The organism is Nocardia cyriacigeorgica (genome assembly GCF_029868385.1).
Lineage (GTDB): Bacteria > Actinomycetota > Actinomycetes > Mycobacteriales > Mycobacteriaceae > Nocardia > Nocardia cyriacigeorgica_F.
Genome location: NZ_JARWNX010000052.1, coordinates 28,352 through 46,769, shown reverse-complemented (window position 1 = coordinate 46,769; position 18,418 = coordinate 28,352). Strand labels below are relative to the sequence as shown.

18 protein-coding genes are annotated in these 18,418 nt (G+C 66.3%); 11 read left to right on the top strand and 7 right to left on the bottom strand.

Features of this window, described 5'->3' with window-relative positions; genetic code table 11:
* Positions 1-9: 9 nt before the first annotated feature.
* On the bottom strand, positions 10-918 hold the full coding sequence (locus QH168_RS16610; protein WP_280235564.1) for an oxygenase MpaB family protein: 909 nt from the start codon (positions 916-918) through the stop codon (positions 10-12).
* Between the two features lie 333 nt (positions 919-1,251).
* Between QH168_RS16610 and QH168_RS16605 the strand changes: the two genes are divergently transcribed.
* The 11 genes from QH168_RS16605 to QH168_RS16555 are packed head-to-tail and all read left to right on the top strand — an operon-like array spanning position 1,252 to position 11,161.
* Positions 1,252-1,476 (top strand): hypothetical protein, encoded by a 225-nt coding sequence (locus tag QH168_RS16605; protein WP_280235563.1) that lies wholly within the window; start codon positions 1,252-1,254, stop codon positions 1,474-1,476.
* Complete coding sequence (locus tag QH168_RS16600) at positions 1,476-1,682, top strand: hypothetical protein (RefSeq protein WP_280235562.1); 207 nt, start codon at positions 1,476-1,478, stop codon at positions 1,680-1,682. Before QH168_RS16605 ends, QH168_RS16600 begins: the two co-directional genes overlap by 1 nt.
* A gap of 3 nt (positions 1,683-1,685) precedes the next feature.
* Positions 1,686-2,540 (top strand): MlaE family ABC transporter permease, encoded by an 855-nt coding sequence (locus QH168_RS16595; protein ID WP_280235561.1) that lies wholly within the window; start codon positions 1,686-1,688, stop codon positions 2,538-2,540.
* Position 2,541: 1 nt separating this feature from the next.
* Positions 2,542-3,405, top strand: coding sequence for an ABC transporter permease (locus QH168_RS16590; RefSeq protein WP_280235560.1), 864 nt, complete (start codon positions 2,542-2,544; stop codon positions 3,403-3,405).
* A gap of 6 nt (positions 3,406-3,411) precedes the next feature.
* Positions 3,412-5,064 (top strand): MCE family protein, encoded by a 1,653-nt coding sequence (locus QH168_RS16585; RefSeq protein ID WP_280235559.1) that lies wholly within the window; start codon positions 3,412-3,414, stop codon positions 5,062-5,064.
* Positions 5,061-6,083, top strand: a complete 1,023-nt coding sequence (locus QH168_RS16580) for an MlaD family protein (protein WP_280235558.1) — start codon at positions 5,061-5,063, stop codon at positions 6,081-6,083. Before QH168_RS16585 ends, QH168_RS16580 begins: the two co-directional genes overlap by 4 nt.
* Positions 6,083-7,096 carry an MCE family protein gene (locus tag QH168_RS16575; protein ID WP_280235557.1) on the top strand — a complete coding sequence of 338 codons (1,014 nt, stop codon included), beginning with the start codon at positions 6,083-6,085 and terminating at the stop codon, positions 7,094-7,096. The genes QH168_RS16580 and QH168_RS16575 overlap by 1 nt, the downstream gene beginning before the upstream one ends.
* Positions 7,093-8,193 (top strand): MCE family protein, encoded by a 1,101-nt coding sequence (locus QH168_RS16570; RefSeq protein WP_280235556.1) that lies wholly within the window; start codon positions 7,093-7,095, stop codon positions 8,191-8,193. The genes QH168_RS16575 and QH168_RS16570 overlap by 4 nt, the downstream gene beginning before the upstream one ends.
* Positions 8,194-8,198: 5 nt before the next feature.
* Positions 8,199-9,311, top strand: a complete 1,113-nt coding sequence (locus QH168_RS16565; protein WP_280235555.1) for an MCE family protein — start codon at positions 8,199-8,201, stop codon at positions 9,309-9,311.
* Positions 9,308-10,486, top strand: a complete 1,179-nt coding sequence (locus tag QH168_RS16560) for an MCE family protein (RefSeq protein WP_280235554.1) — start codon at positions 9,308-9,310, stop codon at positions 10,484-10,486. Before QH168_RS16565 ends, QH168_RS16560 begins: the two co-directional genes overlap by 4 nt.
* Positions 10,487-10,498: 12 nt before the next feature.
* Positions 10,499-11,161 carry a hypothetical protein gene (locus QH168_RS16555; RefSeq protein ID WP_280235553.1) on the top strand — a complete coding sequence of 221 codons (663 nt, stop codon included), beginning with the start codon at positions 10,499-10,501 and terminating at the stop codon, positions 11,159-11,161.
* A 31-nt stretch (positions 11,162-11,192) separates the two neighbouring features.
* Here the strand turns inward: QH168_RS16555 and QH168_RS16550 are convergent, their stop codons facing one another.
* The 6 genes from QH168_RS16550 to QH168_RS16525 form a co-directional block, all read right to left on the bottom strand.
* Positions 11,193-12,434: a TetR/AcrR family transcriptional regulator gene (locus QH168_RS16550; RefSeq protein ID WP_280235552.1), complete on the bottom strand. Its 1,242-nt coding sequence runs from the start codon at positions 12,432-12,434 to the stop codon at positions 11,193-11,195.
* Positions 12,435-12,622: 188 nt separating this feature from the next.
* Positions 12,623-13,870: a TetR/AcrR family transcriptional regulator gene (locus QH168_RS16545; RefSeq protein ID WP_280235551.1), complete on the bottom strand. Its 1,248-nt coding sequence runs from the start codon at positions 13,868-13,870 to the stop codon at positions 12,623-12,625.
* A 61-nt stretch (positions 13,871-13,931) separates the two neighbouring features.
* The gene (locus tag QH168_RS16540; protein ID WP_280235550.1) at positions 13,932-15,881 is read right to left on the bottom strand and encodes an acetoacetate--CoA ligase; all 1,950 of its coding nucleotides are present in this window, start codon (positions 15,879-15,881) and stop codon (positions 13,932-13,934) included.
* A 27-nt stretch (positions 15,882-15,908) separates the two neighbouring features.
* Entirely contained in the window at positions 15,909-16,724 is an 816-nt protein-coding gene (locus tag QH168_RS16535) for an HpcH/HpaI aldolase/citrate lyase family protein (protein WP_280235549.1), read from the bottom strand.
* Positions 16,721-17,254 (bottom strand): MaoC family dehydratase, encoded by a 534-nt coding sequence (locus QH168_RS16530; RefSeq protein ID WP_280235548.1) that lies wholly within the window; start codon positions 17,252-17,254, stop codon positions 16,721-16,723. The genes QH168_RS16535 and QH168_RS16530 overlap by 4 nt, the downstream gene beginning before the upstream one ends.
* Positions 17,251-18,411, bottom strand: coding sequence for an acyl-CoA dehydrogenase family protein (locus QH168_RS16525; RefSeq protein WP_280235547.1), 1,161 nt, complete (start codon positions 18,409-18,411; stop codon positions 17,251-17,253). The genes QH168_RS16530 and QH168_RS16525 overlap by 4 nt, the downstream gene beginning before the upstream one ends.
* Between the last annotated feature and the right edge of the window lie 7 nt (positions 18,412-18,418).

Below are 18,418 nucleotides of genomic sequence, written 5' to 3'. Positions count from 1 at the left end.
CATGGTCGCTCAGATCAGATTCTTCTGCTTGCGTATCCGCCTGCGCAGATCCGCCATCAGCGCATAGGACCCGCCGAACCGCAGGAATCGCGGTATGAACCGGTTGACGAACCCGACGAACAGGAAAAGGTGTTCGAACCGCCGTTGATCGGCGTCGGTCCACTCCACCCTGAGCTGTTCGCGGAAGTAGGGGGCGAGGAAGCCGATGGTCAGGAATCGCAACAGCCCGCGGAAAGGGATCCGCAGATACCAGTGGATCATTCGCAGATTCAGCAGATCGTCGAGATATCCGCGCACGAAATCGTCGAGCACGGCCCGGCGGGCCAGATCGTTCCAGTAGGTATCGAAATCCTTGCGGGTGGCGGGCCACGTCTGCCTGGTCACCTGCATCCCCGTCGCCAGGGTCGAGGAGGTCTGATAGAACTGCTCGGCCTGTTCTTCGGTCATCTTGCCGTTGAGTAGCTGGTAGGTGTCCTCGAAGCCGATGAACAGGCAGGCGGCCACCCACAGTTGCAGGTCGCGGTCGAAGGCGTTGTATTTGACCGTGCTGTCCGGTCCCGACCGCACCTGACGGTGCGCCACGTTGACCGCCTCGCGGAAGGCGTCGATCTCGTCCTGGGTGCCGAGGATCGACACGGCCAGATATTGCGTGGTGGTCCTGGCCCGCTTCCACGGATGAACCATGAGCGCACCGGACTTCACCCGGCTCTCGGCCACCCCGTAGCCGACACCGGGCCGCGCCATCTGCATCACGACATTGGCCGCCGCGCCACCGAAGCTCCAGAAATCCAGGGCGTCGGTCAGCGCGAGCGGGCGCTTGGTGAAGGGGCGATGTTCGGCGCTGATGCGGATGCGGGTCTGCTCGGTGGTCAGCGGCGGAAGGTCATCGTGCTCGTGGGTTCGCGCGACTGCGGTCATGATCGAACTCTCCTGCTTCCGATGGGGCTCGAAGGGTGCCACCGGACCCATTATGTTACTGGTAATTCTTCCTGGCAAGGGCAGTTCGACTAGTGAACAGTCGATAACTTTTGCTCGCACATCGAACCCGTATCGCCTGGCTGGTCTGGTCAATCACGCCATTGCTGGATGGAATCTTGTCGAATCTCTTCCTTCGCGAGCGGAATGGTGCGTAACATACCGATCCAGCCGGACCGGTGGGGAGACGCGCCGGGCAGACAGCACGCAGCGGTGCGCACGGCGGCGGGGATCGTGCGCCGGGCGGGTCGACCGGCGTAGGAAAGGACTCAGGCGATGCTCAAGAAGCTGGATCGAATATTCAGCTACGAGATGAAGGTCTCCGAATTCATCGGGACCCTCGTCATCCTCGGCATTCCATACGGCGCGATCGGTGTCATCTGGACGCTGACGCACACCAGCCATCTACGCGATATGCACGGAATCGACGTCGTCATCTCATTTCTCGGCGCCATCGTGTGCTGGCCCGTGCTCACCTTCGCGAATGTGTGCATGACCTGATGATGATCCTGGTGTGGCTCATCGACATCGTGGTGAGCGGCGTAAAGATCCTCGGTGGGCGGACGACAGTGAATCCGGTTCTGCGATTCGGGCTGTGGCTCGCGGTGCTCAGTGCCGTCGCCGCCGGTATCGCGGTGGTGGGTTACGGGCTGGTGGAACTCCAGCACCAGCTCAGCGGTGAGGTCACCGCCCGCGGGATCGGATAGCCGATGGCCATCATCGAAAAGCCCTCGCAGCAAACCGATCTCGAGAAGGCGATGGCCGATGTCAAGGGCCTGTGGCAACGCCATCCGCAACGTTCACTGGAAACGCTCGGCCGCCAGGTCACCCTCGGCCGCGATGCGCTCCTGGAAACCTTCCGCGCCATCACCGCGCGACGCTTTCCGTTCCAGGAATTCATCAAACAGTGCGCCTTCATGGCCAGTGTGTCCGCCGCGCCGACGGTATTCGTCGCCATTCCGATCGCGGTGGTGGTCTCCATTCAGGTCGGCGCGCTGGTGAATCAGGTCGGTGCGACGACCTTCATCGGCGCCGTTGCCGGGCTCGGCATCATTCGTCAGGGCGCCCCGCTGGTGACCTCGCTGATGATCGCGGGTGCGGTGGGCTCGGCCATCTGCGCCGACCTGGGATCGCGCACCATCAGAGAGGAGATCGACGCCATGATGGTGATGGGCGTCGACCCGGTGCGCCGACTGGTCGCGCCGCGACTGGTGGCGGCGGTGCTGGTGAGCATGCTGCTGTGCGGTTTCATCGTCTTCGTCGGGTTCGCGACGGCCTATATGTTCAACGTCTACGCCCAGTCGGGCACACCGGGTTCGTTCATCGGCTCGTTCGCCTCCTTCGCCGTCGCCAACGATCTGATCGTCGCCCTGGTGAAGGCGGCCGTATTCGGTGTGCTGACCGCCATCATCGCCTGCGATATCGGACTGCACGCCAAGGGCGGGCCCGGTGGTGTCGCCGACGCGGTGAACTCCGCGGTGGTGAGTTCGGCGCTGATGTTGTTCGCCACCAACATCATCCTGACCCAGCTGTACAACACACTCTTTCCGGCGAAGGTGATCTGAGGTGGGCAGCTCCTACACCCCGCCCGCGCTGAAACCGGTGCGGATGGCGGGCGCGGCGGCCGCGGTTCCCCTCCAGGCCAATCGCCGGGTCGGCCATCAGGCGATCACCTTCGTCCAGGCGGTGGCGGCGATTCCCTTCGTCCTGCGGCACTACCGCAAGGAAGTGCTGCGGTTGACCGCCGACGTCGGCTTCGGCAACGGTTCGCTGATCGTCGGCGGCGGCACCGTCGGCGTGGTGATCATCCTGTGTGCCTTCGGTGGCATCACCGTGGGAATGGAATCGTTCACGGCGTTGAATCTGCTCACAATGGGGCCGTTGACCGGCGCGATCTCCGGTTTCGCGACCACACGTGAGCTCGCCCCGATCCTGGCCACCCTCGCGTTCGCCATCCAGGCGGGCTGCCGTTTCACCGCACAACTGGGTTCCATGCGGATCTCGGAGGAGATCGACGCGCTCGAGTCCATCGCGATCCGGCCGCTGCCGTATCTGGTGACGACGCGGATGATCGCCTCGACGCTGACCATCGTCCCGCTCTACAGCATCGGACTGGCCACGGCCTATCTCGCGACGAAGTTGTCGGTGCTGTTTCTCGGCGGCACCTCGGCGGGCACCTACGACCACTACTTCTTCCAATTCCTCATCGGCCCCGATGTGTTCTTCTCTCTGCTCAAGGTGATCGTTTTCGTGATGCTGTCGACGTTCATCCAGTGCTACTACGGCTATTTCGCCACCGGCGGCCCGGAAGGTGTCGGTGTGGCGGCGGGCCGGGCGATCAAGATGGTCATCGTCGTCATGGTGTTCGCGAATCTTTTCCTGACCCTCGCGATCTGGGGTATCGACCCCGGATTCCGGATCTCCGGGTAGGCGGCGATGATTCTCGATCCGAGTGGACGCGGTCCCACCGCACGCCAGCTCACCCTGTCCGGGCTCGCGGTCATGGCGACCATCGTCATGTTGCTCGGCCTGCTGGCCTTGCGCTACACCGGCTATTTCGAGGCCAGGGTGCCCGTCACCGTCACGCTGACCAGCACCGGCGACGGGTTGCCCGCCCGCGCGGATGTGAAGTTCCGCGGCATGGTGGTGGGCGCGGTGAGCGCGGTCGACGTGGTGGCCGCCGGACAACGCCAGGAAGTGGCCGTCGATCTGAAACCCATGGTGGCCGAGACCATCCCGGATAATGTCACCGCGCGGGTGATCCCGAACAACCTGTTCGGCGTGACCGCCATCGAACTGGTCGACAACGGCCCGTCCGACGGCGTGCTGCACGCGGGTTCGGCCATCGCCGAGGATACGAGCGTCGGTACGGTCCAACTCCAGACCACGCTGACGGTGCTGCGCGATGTGCTGAACAATATCCAGCCCGATAAGCTCGGCCGCGTCCTCGCGACCTTCTCCGCTGCCCTCGATCCCGGCGCTCGCGTGCCCGGCTCCACGATCGAACGACTCGACAACTGGATCACCCAGGTGCGTTCGATCGACGGCATCGGTGAGCTGCTCGGCGATCTGGGCCGCGCCACCACCGCGTTGAGTCAGTCGGCGCCGGAACTGGTCGGTGTGCTGTCGGAGTCGGTGACCACCGCGCGCACCCTCACCGAACGCCGGGACGATCTGATCGCGCTGCTCGCCAATGCCAGTGGTGCCGTCGACGCGGTGAACAGCCTGTTCGCCCGCAATCCGAACGCGGCCAAGGAACTCGTGCCCGGCCTCGACGAACTGTTCGGCTCACTCGCCCGTGACGCCGACGCCATCCCCGCCACCGCCGCCAACCTCAACGCGACCTTGCAGAAGATGCAGTCGGTCTTCGGCTTCGGCCCACGCAAGCAGATGGTGTGGAAGATGGACGTCTCCTTCACCCCGTTCCAGCAGTACACGGCCGAGGACTGCCCGCGCTACGGCCAGATGTACGGCCCCCGCTGCGGTGGACCGACCGTGCCGCAGGTGGCGCCGCCGCAGGAGTTCCCACCGCAGATGCTGCCGCGACGGCTCGATTCGGCCGGGCCCGCTCCCGCACCGGTCCCGGTTCCCGGCATCGCTGCGGCCCAGCCCGGAGCCCCCGCCATCCCCGGTCTGCCGTTCATACCCGGATTGCCCGCGATCCCCGGAATCACCGCACCCGTGCCCGGCGCACCCGCGTCCGCCGATGTTGCGCCGGGCGAAGCCGAACCGGAAGCGACCACGCCGAACGGCATTGCGCCTGCCGGTGGGCCGCCCGCTGACGCCGCGCCCGGAGAGTCCACGCGAGACGGTGTTGCGCCTGTGGGTGCGTCGCCTGGCGCGACCGCGCCTGCCGGGTCCGCATCGAACGGTGCCGCGGCCGCCTTACCGACGCTGGGCGCGTCCGGCTCGACCGGCGCCACGGTCGCCGGGCCGAGGCGCGTCGTGCCGACACCGGGCAGGGCCCCCGTGGCGACGGTGCGCGGTCATGCCGCGGTCGCCCAGGTGGTGGGCGGTCGGCCGAATGCCGCGCAGCTGCTGTTGCTGACGCCGCTGCTGGCGGGTGGAACCGTGGAGGTCTACGCGTGAGATCAGGGAAAGCGCTGCTCGGGTTCAGCCTGTTCGCGGTGCTCGCGACGGTGTTGACGTACACGATCTGGTCGACCTTGCAGCGTTCGGTGCCCGGCCCCACCCATACCTATTCGGCCACCTTCTCCGATGTGCTCGGGGTGCGTGTAGGTGACGATGTGCGGATGGCCGGTGTGCGGGTCGGCCGGGTGGACAGCATCGACTTCGAACCCGACTACAAGGCCAGGCTGGAAATCCGTATCCAGGATCGGCAGCGGCTCACCACCACGACCAAGGCGCTGGTGCGATATCAGAATCTGATCGGGCAGCGCTATATCGCGCTGGTTCCGGGCGAGGGCGATGGCACCGCGCTCGAACCCGGCGGGCATATCCCGCTGGAGCGCACCGAACCCTCCTTCGATGTGTCGGCCCTGCTGTCGGGTTTCGAGCCGTTGTTCAGTGTGCTGCAACCCGATCAGGTGAATTCGTTGTCGGAGACGCTGATCCAGGCCCTCCAGGGCGACGGGGTGTCGTTGAGCGCGTTGATCACCCAGGCCGCCGAGTTGGCCACCACCTTCGGACAGCGCGACGAGATCCTCGGCCAGGTCATCACCAATCTGAGCAGTGTGATCGCCGGTCTGGCCAATCGCAGCAAGGAGTTGGAAACGCTCATCACACAGGCCAGATCCCTGGTCGACGCGTTGTATGCGGAGGGGGAGTCGTTGAAGAGTTCGGTCGATCGGGTGGCGAATTCCACCGATGCGCTGGTCGGGCTGATAACCCAGGTCAAACCGGATATGGCCAGGGCGCAGAACGATGCGACCAGCGGGGTGGCGCTGCTGCTGCTCAATGGCGCCGCACTGGATCAAGCGGCGATCGAATTGCCGAATGTACTCAATGGGCTGGCCCGTTTCACCGGTTACGGCGCCTATGCCAATGCCTATATCTGCCGCCTCGATGTCTCGCTGTGGGGCGTACTGCTGCCGCCGGGACTGTTCTCACAGGTCGGCGGGGATTCTCAATCGGAGGTGTGCCGGTGATGGCGCGGATAGGACTGCCGAATTATTCGGCGAACCGATTTCTGTGGCTCGGTGTCGGCGCGGCGGCCGCGGTGGTGTTGCTGCTGATCGGCTCCAGTGTGATATCGGAGGCGAGGCTGTCGGACAAGACGATTCGGGCCGAATTCGCCCAGGCCGCCGGGTTGCGTCCCGGAGCAACGGTCGATGTTTCGGGTATCGAGGTCGGTGCGGTGCAGGCGGTGACACTCGTCGACGACAAGGTGGTTGTCGATCTGCGGGTACGCCGCGATCTGCGGCTCGGCCCGAACGCGCGTGCGGCGATCAAGATGTCGACCATTCTGGGGCGGCTGCATATCGAACTCACGCCCGGTGACGGTAAAGGGCTGCCGGACAATCGTATTCCCTTGGCGAATACCTCGGTGCCGTACAACCTCGGCAAAGTCATCCAGGACCCGAAATACACCTCGTCGTTCGAACGGATCGAGCGCATCGACCCGGCGAAACTGCGCACGGCATTGGATCTGTTCGACCAGCAGATGGGCCAGTCACCGGAACTGGCGGTGACCGCGCTCGACAGTATCGGCGCACTGGCCAAGGTGATCAATGATCGTCGTGATGAGGTCGACGTGCTGTTGAAGGGCCTCGACCAGGTCTCGCAGCTGGCCGCCGACAATCAGAACAGCGTGCTGCTGCTGTTGACCCGCGGCGAAGCCATCGGCAATGCGGTGTCGTTGCGTCAGAACTTGTTACGCCAATTGCTCGACAATGTGGCCGCACTGTCGGGGCTGCTGAGCGAGATGGGTATCGAGAACAACGGTCAGCTCGGCCCGCTGATCCAGAACCTGAACACCATGACCCAGGGACTGGAGAAGAACCGCGACAATCTGGACCGGCTCTACGAGATCATGCCGGTGGCCTTGCGCCAGTTCAACAATGCGCTCGGCAACGGACCGTACGGTGATGTCTGGGCGCCGTGGTTCCTGCCCGACAACTGGTTGTGTTTCGCGCAGGTCGTCGAGGGGTGCGGCCGATGAGAATTCGCACGATCATGCGCACGGCGGCACTGTGTTTCGCCGCCACCTTCGCGGCCGGATGCGCGTTGCTGCCCGACAGCATCAGCTCGCTACCCGACCGGTACCTCGGTGAACAATTGCGGATCAGCGCCGATTTCGAGAATGTCGCCGGACTGTACGCGGGTAACGAGGTGGCGATTCTCGGTGTACCGGTCGGGCGAGTGGAGACAGTGACGGCCAAGGGCAGCTACGTGCAGGTCACCATGTCCATCGACAAGGGCGTCGCGGTGCCGGAGAACGCTATGGCCGCACTCATCTCGCCGCAGCTCATCACCAACCGGCACGTCGAATTGGCGCCCGCCTATTCCGGTGCGGGACCGCTGCTCGCCGATGGCGCGCATATCCCGCTCGAACGCACGCGGGTGCCGGTGGAACTGGACCGGATCCTGGAGAATTTCGATCAGCTCGGCGCCGCGTTGAAAGGTGACAACGCACAGGGGCCGATGGCGAGCCGGGTGCTGTTTCCGCTGTTGGAGGGCAATGGTGATCGGCTCCGCGACACCCTCGACGCGCTGTCCTCGGCGTTCGAGGTGTCCTTCGCCAACAAGGACCAGATCGCCAATACGATCATCAAGCTCAACGAGATCACCCAGATCATCGCCCAGAACGATCAGACCGTCCGCGATTTCAGCGGCAGGCTGACCGAACTGGTGCAGTTGATGGGCGAGCAGTCACCCGGCCTACAGGCGGTGCTGACCCAGCTCAACGATTTCGTGAACAACACCTCGACCGTGGTCGGTCAGAACTCCGACCAGTTGGCGGGCGCACTACAGCGTTTCACCACCATCACCGCGCAGATGCGGGCGAATGCGCGCGGGCTCACCGAATTGGTGGATGTGGCGCCGCTGTTCTTCGAGAATTTCTCGAATGCGGTCAGCCGCGAACACCGGGCCCTGCGGTTGCACGGCCTGCTGGACAAGGCAGTGCTCGACGGTGAGGTGCTCTCGCTGTTCTGTGAACGCGTGCAGCTGCGTTCCGATGGTTGCCGCACCGGCAAGATCCAGGATTTCGGACCCGATTTCGGGCTCACCGCCGCCTTGCTCGGACTCGCGAAATGAGCGTGATGATTCGCCGGAAGCTGGGCGCCGTCGCCCTGACCCTCACCGCGGGACTGGCCACCGGCTGCGGGGTGACGGTGGACAGTGTGCCGATGCCCGAACCGGGTATCGGCGGGCCCGGTTACACCATCCGGGCCGCGTTCCGCGACGCGCTCAATCTGCCCGATCGCGCGCATGTGAAGATCGGCGGCACCGATATCGGCGTCGTCACCGCCATCTCCACCACGAATTTCGTGGCCGATGTGGAAATGCTCATCCGCGACGACATCCAGCTGCCCCGCGGCACCACCGCCGAACTGCGCCAGGCCACCCCGCTCGGTGACGTCTTCGTCGCGATGACGCTGCCACCCGCCGCACCGGACACCCGGCTGCTGCAACCGGGAGAGGTCATCACCACCGAGCACACCGGTGCTGGCGCCTCGGTGGAGGAGCTGATGGTGGCGGTCTCGCTGCTGCTCAACGGCGGCGGGCTCAATCAGGCCGCCGAGATCACCGCGCAGATGGATTCGATGTTCGGCGGGCGCGCACCGCAGCTGGCACACATGATCACCGAGCTGACCGCCGTGCTGGCGGCGCTCAATGCCCGCACCGGCGATATCGACAGTGTGCTGTCCGGGGTGAACGTGCTGACCGGTGAACTCGCCGCGCGCAAGGCCGAACTCGGCCAGGCCGCCGACACCTTTCCCGCATTGCTCGGGCTAGTCGCGGAGAACAATCGCGATATCTCCGCGCTGATCGGCAAGGTGGCGGTCACCATGGACGCGCTCGGCGATTTCACCGGGACGACCGGACCGGATTTCGTGAGCCTGTTCGACAGCATCCAGCGGCTGATGTCGGGTTTCACCGGGATGGGCGACGATCTCGGCCAGACCCTCGAGCGGTTCCATCAGCTCTACCCATCGCTGGACGCCACCCTGGAGGGCCCGACGCTGGCGGTGGCCGCGACGGTGTCCTATCTCAGTGTCGGCGCGCTCACCGACCCGACCGGCAGCAGGCTGCCCGAACTCGGTGACGTGCCCGCGTTCATCGGCAGCCTCGCGCAGGTGATCCAGAAGGTGATCGGCCGGGTGACCAGCCCACCGCGACCGGCGCCCGCCCCGCAGGACGGTGGCCGATGAACATTCCGCTGTGGAATTACCTGGTTCGCCGTCGCGTCGCGGTCGCGAATCTCGGGCTGGTGGTGATCCTGGTGCTCGGGTCCTGGTATCTGGGCGCCGAGGTACTGCGGATCAATCCGCTGCCCAACTCCTATTCGGTGACCGTCGAGCTGCATGGTTCCGGTGGACTGCTGACGGGCAATGACGTCACCTTCCGCGGGACCAGGGTCGGCCGGGTCAGCGAGGTCCGGGTATCGGAATCCGGTATCGCCGCGGTGGCCGAAATCGACTCCTCGGCACAGATTCCGGTGGGCGGCACGGTGGCGGTCGGTCGGCTGTCCGCGGCGGGTGAGCAGTATCTGGACTTCCGGCCGGACGCCGATACCGGGCCCTATCTGGGTGATGGTGCGGTGGTGGATGTTTCGCGAACCTCGACGCCGGTCTCGGTGCAGTCGGTGCTGACGAATATGAGCGGATTCATCGGCGGACTGAACCCGCAGCGGCTCACCGTCATCGTGAACGAACTCGACAAGGCGCTCGCCGGTGGCCCGGACCGCCTGCGCAATATGATCTCCGGGATCAGCCGCGCCATGGCCGGTCTCGACGATCTGCTGCCGCAGACCCGTCAGCTCATCGACAACCTCGGCGTCATCGCCGAGACCACCTCGCATGCCCAACCCGATCTGAGCACCCTCACCACCGGCGCCGGAGCGCTGTTCGAGCAGCTCACCGCCGCCGATGCGGAGGTGCGTCGATTCCTCGAGCTGGCACCGGACCAGCTCGCCACCCTCGGTGGGTTCGTGCGGGCCACCGAGGACCCGATCACCAACCTGGTGACCAATTTCGTGGCCATCACCAAGGCCGCCAAACTCCGCGCCCCCGCCATCGCCGCGCTCTTCCCCGCGCTGCGGGAAGGTGCGGCAGCCATCGGCATACCGGCCCACGACGGTGCGTACCACACCCTCGTCGACCCCTGGCCGCGTCCGACCTGCGAATACGACACCATCCCCGTCGTTCCCACCACACCGACGGCCGACACCCGCACCCGCCTCTACAACTACTGCATCACCAGCAACCCGGCCTTGCAGATCCGCGGCTCCGCCAACGCCCCACGCCCGAACATCCCCGATAACACCGCGGGCCCGCCACCGGGCGTCACCGGCAACGAACTCTCCCGCCCGATCCCCGGCAGATAGGACCGAAACAGTATGAGTACCAAAGACATCGACTCCGCCGCCGCGGCCAGCGGGAAGCCGTCGCTGAACGAGCTGTCGGTCGCCGTCGAACGGAACCGATCCGCACACCGAACCGAGGACGAGCCGGTGGCCGCGGTGCCGGGTACCGAGCGACCACGCGGCAAGCTCCCCGCACCGCGTGTGCTCGCCGCGCGGTGCGCCGTCGCGCTGCTGCTCGTCGCGGCCGCCGCGTCATCGCTGTACTTCTACCTCCAGGACCGCGATAAGGACGCCGTACTCGCGGCGCAGGAGAAGGCGCGGCAGGCGGCCTGCGAGTACGCGCCGGTACTGGCCAACTACGACGCGAAGAATCTCGACCCGTATTTCGCGGCCGTGCTCGACGGCGCGACGGGCGACTGGCATCAACAGTTCGAATCCACCAGTCAGGAATTGCGGGAGGTGCTGGCCGAAGGTCAGGTGGTCTCGGCCGTGAGTGATGTGCAGTGCGCGATCACATCCGGTGACGAGACCTCCGCCGAGGCCATCGTGGTGATCGGGCAGACCATCACCAGCCTCGGCACCCAGGGCCAGCCCGCACCCGGCCAGCTGTCGATGGTCATGCGGATGGAGAAATCGGGTGATCGCTGGTTGGTCAACGAGATGAACGCACCGCTGGCTCCCGCACCGCGGCCCTGACCCACCGCCTCGGCGCGGCGGCGCGAATCCCTCACCGGCCGAACAACACCTGCCGCATCAGTGTCGTCACCCGCGTGCGGGAACAGTTCGGGTCGACCGAGCCGAACCGCTGCCCGAGATCGACCACCATCGCCAGCGCGGCGTGCACGAGCACTCGCGCGGCGGGTGCGGCGAGTTCCGGGCGCGCGGCCACCAACAGCTTGGCCCACTCGTCGACATTGAGCCGCTGGATGTTTCGCAGCACCGAGCGCTGTTCGGCGGGCACATTGCTCATCTCTGCGTAGTAGACGAAGGTCAGCTCGCGTTCGGCGAAGGAACCCTCGACGAACTGGTCGATGAGCGTGCACAGCGCCTGTTCCGGTCCGTCGGAACCGCTGACGGCGGGGCCGATGGCGGCCGAAACCCGTTCGGCCGCACGGCGAAACGCGGCGGCGAGGATATCGCCTTTACCGCGGTAGAACCGGTACACCGCAGACGAGGCGGGCAGCCCGGCGGCGACGGCGATGTCTTCGACGCTCACATTCGGGTATCCGCGCTCGTGGAACAGCTCGACCGCGCGCACCAGCAGCAGTTCGTGTTTGAAGGTCAGCGGGATCTCCCGCGCGGTGGTGGTCTCGGTGTCGTCGGCCGGTGTGGGCAGCCGGGTGTCGGTGAGCGCGCGGCAGGCGGCGCCGAGCAGTTCGGTCAGCGCCCGCACCGGTAGGGCGACGTGATGATCGCCGATGCTGCTCAGCACGCTCAACAGCGCCGCCGACAGCACCGCCCGGTCGCGCGCGGGCAGGGCGGGCCGGTATTCACCGAGGCCGGTCCGCAAGGCGCTGTCGACGAGGGCCAGCTGGGTCGCCAGCATCGCGGCGTCATCCGGTTCGAGGTAGCGACGCTGCCAACGCAGTAGCGCGGCGCTGCGTCGGTTGGTGATGGACGCGCTGATCAGGGCGTCGAGTTCATGGTCGAGTCGGTTGCGCGCGGTCCACTGATCCGCGTCCTCGGGTAGGCGCACCGCCTCGACACTGAGCGTGCCGAGACGCAGCGTTTCCGCCCGGAACAGCGCGTATTTGCTCGGATAGTGGCGGTACAGCGCGGTCGAGCTGATATCGAGGCGAGACGCGATGTCCTCCATGCTCACCCCGTGATAGCCGAGTGATCCGAAGGCTTCGGCCGAGGCCGCGGCGATCTGTGCCCGGCGGTCGCGCGGTCTGCGGCGAGGCGTCCGTGATCCGGTGGTCTCGCCCGCGGTCGTCTCCCGCGTCGAACGGCGATTCCGGGCTCCCATGCGGCGATGATAGCCCTGTCGCGCCCCGGTTCACGGCGACTTCACCGCCGTGTGGGAGAAGTGAATTGCAAATCACAAATATGCCGGTAACGAGTACTATTACCATGTGTATAGAAAGAATGAGCCATAACATACGAGACGCGGGGTCGGCAGGTTTCAGCCGTGATCGACCACCGGATGGTGCGCGGTCAGAGCTGGGCGGGCCGCCCGAACAGCACGATCTGCATCAGTGCCGCGACGCGGGCCTGCGAGGCGATCGGCGCGGTGCCGAACGACCGCCCGAGATCCACCACCAGGGCGAATGCGGCATGGACGAGGAACCGCGATTCCGCGGGCGCGAGTTCCGGTCGAACCTCACGCACCAGCCGCGCCCACTCCTCGACGCTGAGTCGCTGGATATTGCGCAACACCGTACGTTCCTCGGCGGGCACATGCTGGAACTCGGTGTAATAGACGAAGGTCAGCGCGCGCTCGGTGAACGAGCCCTCCACGTACTGGTCGATCAGTGATACCAGCGCCGCCTCCGCACTGTCGGCTGTGGCGACGGCGGGACCGATGGCGCTCGAAACCCGTTCGGCCGCACGGCGGAACGCCGCGGCGAGCAGATCGCTCTTACCGCGATAGAACCGGTACACCGCCGACGCCGCCGACAGTCCGGCGGCGGTGGCGATATCCTCCACGCTGACGTTCGGATAGCCGCGATCATGGAACAGTTCGACGGCCTTGCGCAGCAGCAGTTCGTGTTTGAACGAATCCGGGATCTCCGCCGCCGCGGCGGGTTCCACCGCGTCGCCGACGGCGGGCAGCTCCGCCTGTGCGATATCCCAGCAGGCCGAGGACAGCAGGCGGGCAAGCGATTTCGCGGGCAGTGCGGCGTGATGATCGGCGATGCTGGTGATGGTGGACAGCATGGCGGCGCGCAGCACCCGCAGATCGTCCTCGGTGAGCGCGGGCCGCAGTGCGATGAGTTCGGCGCCGAGTGCATCGAGGACGGTGGTCTGCTGCTCGTTGAGCAGATCCAGATCCTCCGGTGTGAGGTAGCGACCCTCCCAGCGCACCAGGGTGACGCTGGCCCGGTTGTCGATGGTCGCGGTGATCAGCGCGTCGAGCACGCGGCGCAGCCGCTGTTCGGGGGAGTGGTCGGCGACGTCGTCCGGTAGCCGCACCGACTCCGTCATGGCCCGGCCCACCCGCAGCAGTTCCTCCCGGAACAGGGCGTACTTGCTGGGGTAATGCCGATACAGCGCGGCCGAGCTGATACCGAGACCCGAGGCGATGTCCTCCATGCTGACACCGTGATAGCCGAGGGAGCCGAAAGCCGACGCCGCGGCCGCCGCGATCTGGGCTCGCCGGTTCTTCGGCCTGCGCCGGATCTCCCGTGGCGCCGAGTCGCCGTTGCTCGTCGCGCGCACCGTACGGCGATTGTCGACACTCATTCCGACATGGTATCGCCCGGTAACCAGCGACAATGTGGCGCTCCCCGCCGTGCGTCGTGGATCACCGGCGGCCGGGCGGACGGATCCGCGAATACCAGTCGAGCAGATCGGGATCGTCGACGGCGCTGCGCTCGACCACCCGAGCCGGGTCCGCGCCCTGGAACAGCTTCTTGATGGGTACCTCGAGCTTCTTGCCGGTGCGGGTGTGTGGGACGGCGGGCGCGGACCGGATCTCGTCGGGCACATGCCGCGGTGACACCTCGGTGCGGATCACCGTCTTGATCCGCTCGGTGAGTTCATCGGTCAGTTCGGCGCCGGGCGCGAGCACCACGAACAGCGGCATCCAGTAGCCGCCGTCGGGCTGCTCGGCGCCGATCACCAGGGCTTCGGCGATCTCGGGCAGCCGTTCCACGGCCTGATAGATATCGGCGCTGCCCATTCGGATGCCGTGCCGGTTGAGGGTGGAATCGGAGCGTCCGTGCACCACGATCGAGCCGTGCTCGGTCAGGGTGATCCAGTCACCGTGCCGCCACACACCGGGATAGGTGTCGAAATAGGCGTCGTGATAACGCTTTCCGTCCGGATCGCGCCAGAAACTCACCGGCATGGACGGCATGGGCCGGGTGATCACCAGCTCACCCACCTCGCCGCGCACCGGTCGACCGGATTCGTCATAAGCATCCAGTGCCACACCGAGATAGGGCGCCGACAGTTCACCCGGCCACACCGGCACCGTGCGCACACCGCCGACGAACGCCGACACCACATCGGTGCCGCCACTGATCGAGGAGACCGGAATATGCGCGCCGACATTGTCGCGCAACCACAGCGCCGACGAGGGCGGCAGCGCGGACCCGGTGATGCCGATCAGCCGCAGGGCCGACAGGTCGTGCTCGTGCTGCGGCACCGCGCCCGCCTTGATGCAGGCCAGTACATAGCCGGGGCTGGTGCCGAGCACCGTCGCGCGCACCTTCGCCGCGATCCGCCACAGCGCGTCCGGCTCGGGATGGGTCGGGCTGCCGTCGAAGCAGACGATGGTCGCACCCGCCAGCAGTCCGGCGACCTGGAAGTTCCACATCATCCAACTGGGGCTGGTGTACCAGAAGAAGGTGTCCTGCGGCCCGATATCGGATTGCAGCGCCACGGCTTTCAGATGTTCGAGCAGCACACCGCCGTGGCCGTGCACGATGCCCTTGGGCAGTCCGGTGGTGCCGGAGGAGAACACGATCCACAGCGGATGATCGAAATCGACGGCCTCGGTGTCGATCACGGCATCGGCCTCGGTGGTCGTGACGGCATCGGCCCACGCCATCGCATCGGGAACCTCCAGGCCGAGCCGCGACACCACGACGGTTTCGCGCACGGTGGGCAGCCCGGCCCGCAACTGCGCGATGTCCGCGCGTTTATCGTGCGCCTTACCGCCGAAACGGTAGCCGTCGGCGGTGACCAGCACGGTCGGTTCCAGCTGGCCGAGCCGGTCGAGGGCGGCCTTGGCGGTGTAGTCCTGCCCGCATGCGCTCCACACCGCGCCGATCGCCGCTGTGCCCAGGAATGCGATCACGGCTTCGGCGACATTGGGCAGGTACCCGGCCACCCGGTCGCCTGGCCGCACCCCGAGGGCTCGCAGGGTCCGTGCGAATGCGGCGGTGCGGTCGATCAATTCGGTCCAGGAGACCTCGGTGACCTCCTCGCCGCCATCCGAGAGCTGCACGATCGCGGGCCGGTCGGCGCGCGCCCGGCGCACCACCTGATCCACATAGTTCAGCCGGGTGCCGGGAAACCAGCGCGCGCCGGGCATGGTCTCCTCGGCCAGGACCTCGCCCGCGACCTCACCGAGGTCGAAGTAATCCCACAGCGCGCGCCAGAAACCGGGCAGATCATCCACCGACCACTGCCACAGCGCCGCGTAGTCGGGCGTGGGGACGCCGGTGCGTGCGGTGACGAAGCGGGCGAAATCGGTGACCCTCGCCTCGGCGATATCCCGGTCGGTGGGCACCCACTGTGGCTGCATCGTGGTTCTCCTGGTTCGGTGTGTGGATCAGCTGCGGGCGCGTCGGACGAGCTGTTCGGCGTGGCGCAGCACGGGGGCGTCGACCATGCGGCCTCGATAGGCGAATACGCCGCGATGCTGCGGCGCCTGTTCGAGAACCCCACGCGCCCAGTCGATTTCATCATCGGAGGGGGTGTAGGCATCCCGGATGACGGCCACTTGGCTCGGATGGATGGCCACCTTGACATCGAATCCGACGGCGACCGCGTCCTCGGCCTCGGTGCGCAGCCCGCCCAGATCGGCGATATCGAGGTACACCGAATCCAGGGCGAACCGGTTGTGTGCCTTGGCGGCCAGCAACGCCTTCGACCGGACATGTCTGGCGACGTCGCGGTAGCCGCCGTCGGAGTGCCTGCTCGATGTGCCGCCGAGCCCGGCGACCAGATCCTCCGCACCCCACATGACGCCGATGGTGTTCTCGGCCGCCGCGGTGCGCTCCACCTCGAGCGCGCCCAGCGGCGATTCCACGAGCACGATGACCTCGTACGGCGACAATGCGGCCAGCTGGGCCGTCGACTCGCATTTCGGCAGCATGATCCGCCGGTACCCGGTATCGATCAGCGCGGCCAGGTCGTAGCGATGGTCGTCGGTCCCGGCGGCATTGACCCGCACGATCGTGGTCTCCGGGTCGAGCGGCGTCTCCACCAGCGCGGTCCGGGCGGCTGCCTTATCGCTCGCGGCGACGCCGTCCTCCAGATCGAGGATCACCACATCCGCCGCGGCGGCCGCCTTCGCGAAACGCTCGGGCCGGTCCGCCGGGCAGAACAGCCAGGCGGGTCCAGCGGGAATCCAGGCCCCGGTCACGCCACACCATCGCCTGGCTGTGGGCGCACCCGGATCATCGCGTTGCGTACCGCCACCGCGACCACCGTGCCGTGCTGGTTGCGCGCGGTGTGCCGGAAGGTGACGATGCCTTCACCCGGCCTGCTCTTGGACAGGCGTTTGTCCAGTACAACCGTTTCGGCGTAGATGGTGTCGCCATGGAACAGCGGCGCCGGGAACTTCACTTCGCTGAAGCCCAGGTTGGCGACTGTGGTGCCCTGGGTCAGATGTGCGACCGCGAGGCCGACCATGGTGCCGAGGGTGAACAGCGAATTCACCAGCCGCTGATGGAACGGCTCCTGCGCCTCGCTGTAGGCGGCGTCGATGTGCAGGCCCTGCGGATTCATCGTGAGCGTGCTGAACAGCACATTGTCGGTTTCGGTCATGGTGCGGCCGGGCCGGTGCTCATAGATCACCCCGGTCTCCAGCTCCTCGAACCACAGCCCCGTCTGGACCACTCGGCGTATCTCGGCGCCCGGCTCGGTGGACCCGGCGTCGTGCTCGGCGCTCACAGTCCAAGCTCCCGCGCGATCAACATCAACTGCACCTCCGTCGTGCCCTCACCGATCTCCAGGATCTTGCTGTCGCGGTAGTGCCTGGCCACAGGGTATTCGTTCATGAAGCCGTAGCCGCCGAAGATCTGAGTGGCGTCGCGGGCATTGTCCATCGCCGCTTCACCCGCGATCAGTTTGGCGATCGAGGCCTGCTTCTTGAACGGTTTGCCCGCGAGCATCAGCGCGGCCGCGTCGTAGTAGGCGGCGCGGGCGGTGTGCGCGCGGGCCTCCATGCGAGCGATCTTGAACGCGATGGCCTGATTGGTGCCGATCGCCCGGCCGAAGGCCTCGCGCTCCTTGGCATAGCGCACGCTCTCATCGACGCAGCCCTGCGCGGCGCCGGTGGACAGCGCGGCGATGGCGATGCGGCCCTCGTCGAGGATGCGCAGGAAGTTGGCGTAGCCGCGCCCGCGTTCACCGAGCAGGTTCTCCTCCGGCACCCGCACATCGGTGAACGAGAGCGGGTGGGTGTCGGAGGCATTCCAGCCGACCTTGTTGTAGGCGGGTTCGGCCACGAAACCGGGGGTGTCGGTGGGCACAAGGATGGTGGAGATCTCCTTCTTGCCGCCCGTTTCGCCGGTCACCGCGGTCACCGTCACCAGTTTGGTGATGTCGGTACCGGAATTGGTGATGAACTGTTTGCTGCCGTTGATGACCCAATCACCACTGTCGGCGACCGCGGTGGTGCGGGTGCCGCCCGCATCGCTGCCCGCACCGGGTTCGGTGAGGCCGAAGGCGGCCAGATTGCGGCCGCTGGTGAGTTGCGGCAGCCATTCCTGTTTCTGTTTGTCGTTGCCGAACCGGTAGATCGGCATGGCGCCGAGCGAGACGCCCGCTTCCAGGGTGATCGCCACACTCTGGTCGATCTTGCCCAGTTCCTCGAGCGCGAGGCACAGCGCGAAATAGTCGCCGCCCATACCACCGAACTCCTCCGGGAACGGCAGGCCGAACAGACCCATCTCGGCCATGCCCTCGACGACCTTGTACGGGAAGGTGTGGTTGGCATCGTGTTCGGCGGCGACCGGCGCGACCACCTGGTTGGCGAAATCGCGGACGGTGAGCGCCAGATCGCGGTACTCGTCGGGAAGTGTTCCGGTGGAAAGGAAATCGGTCATCGTGAGT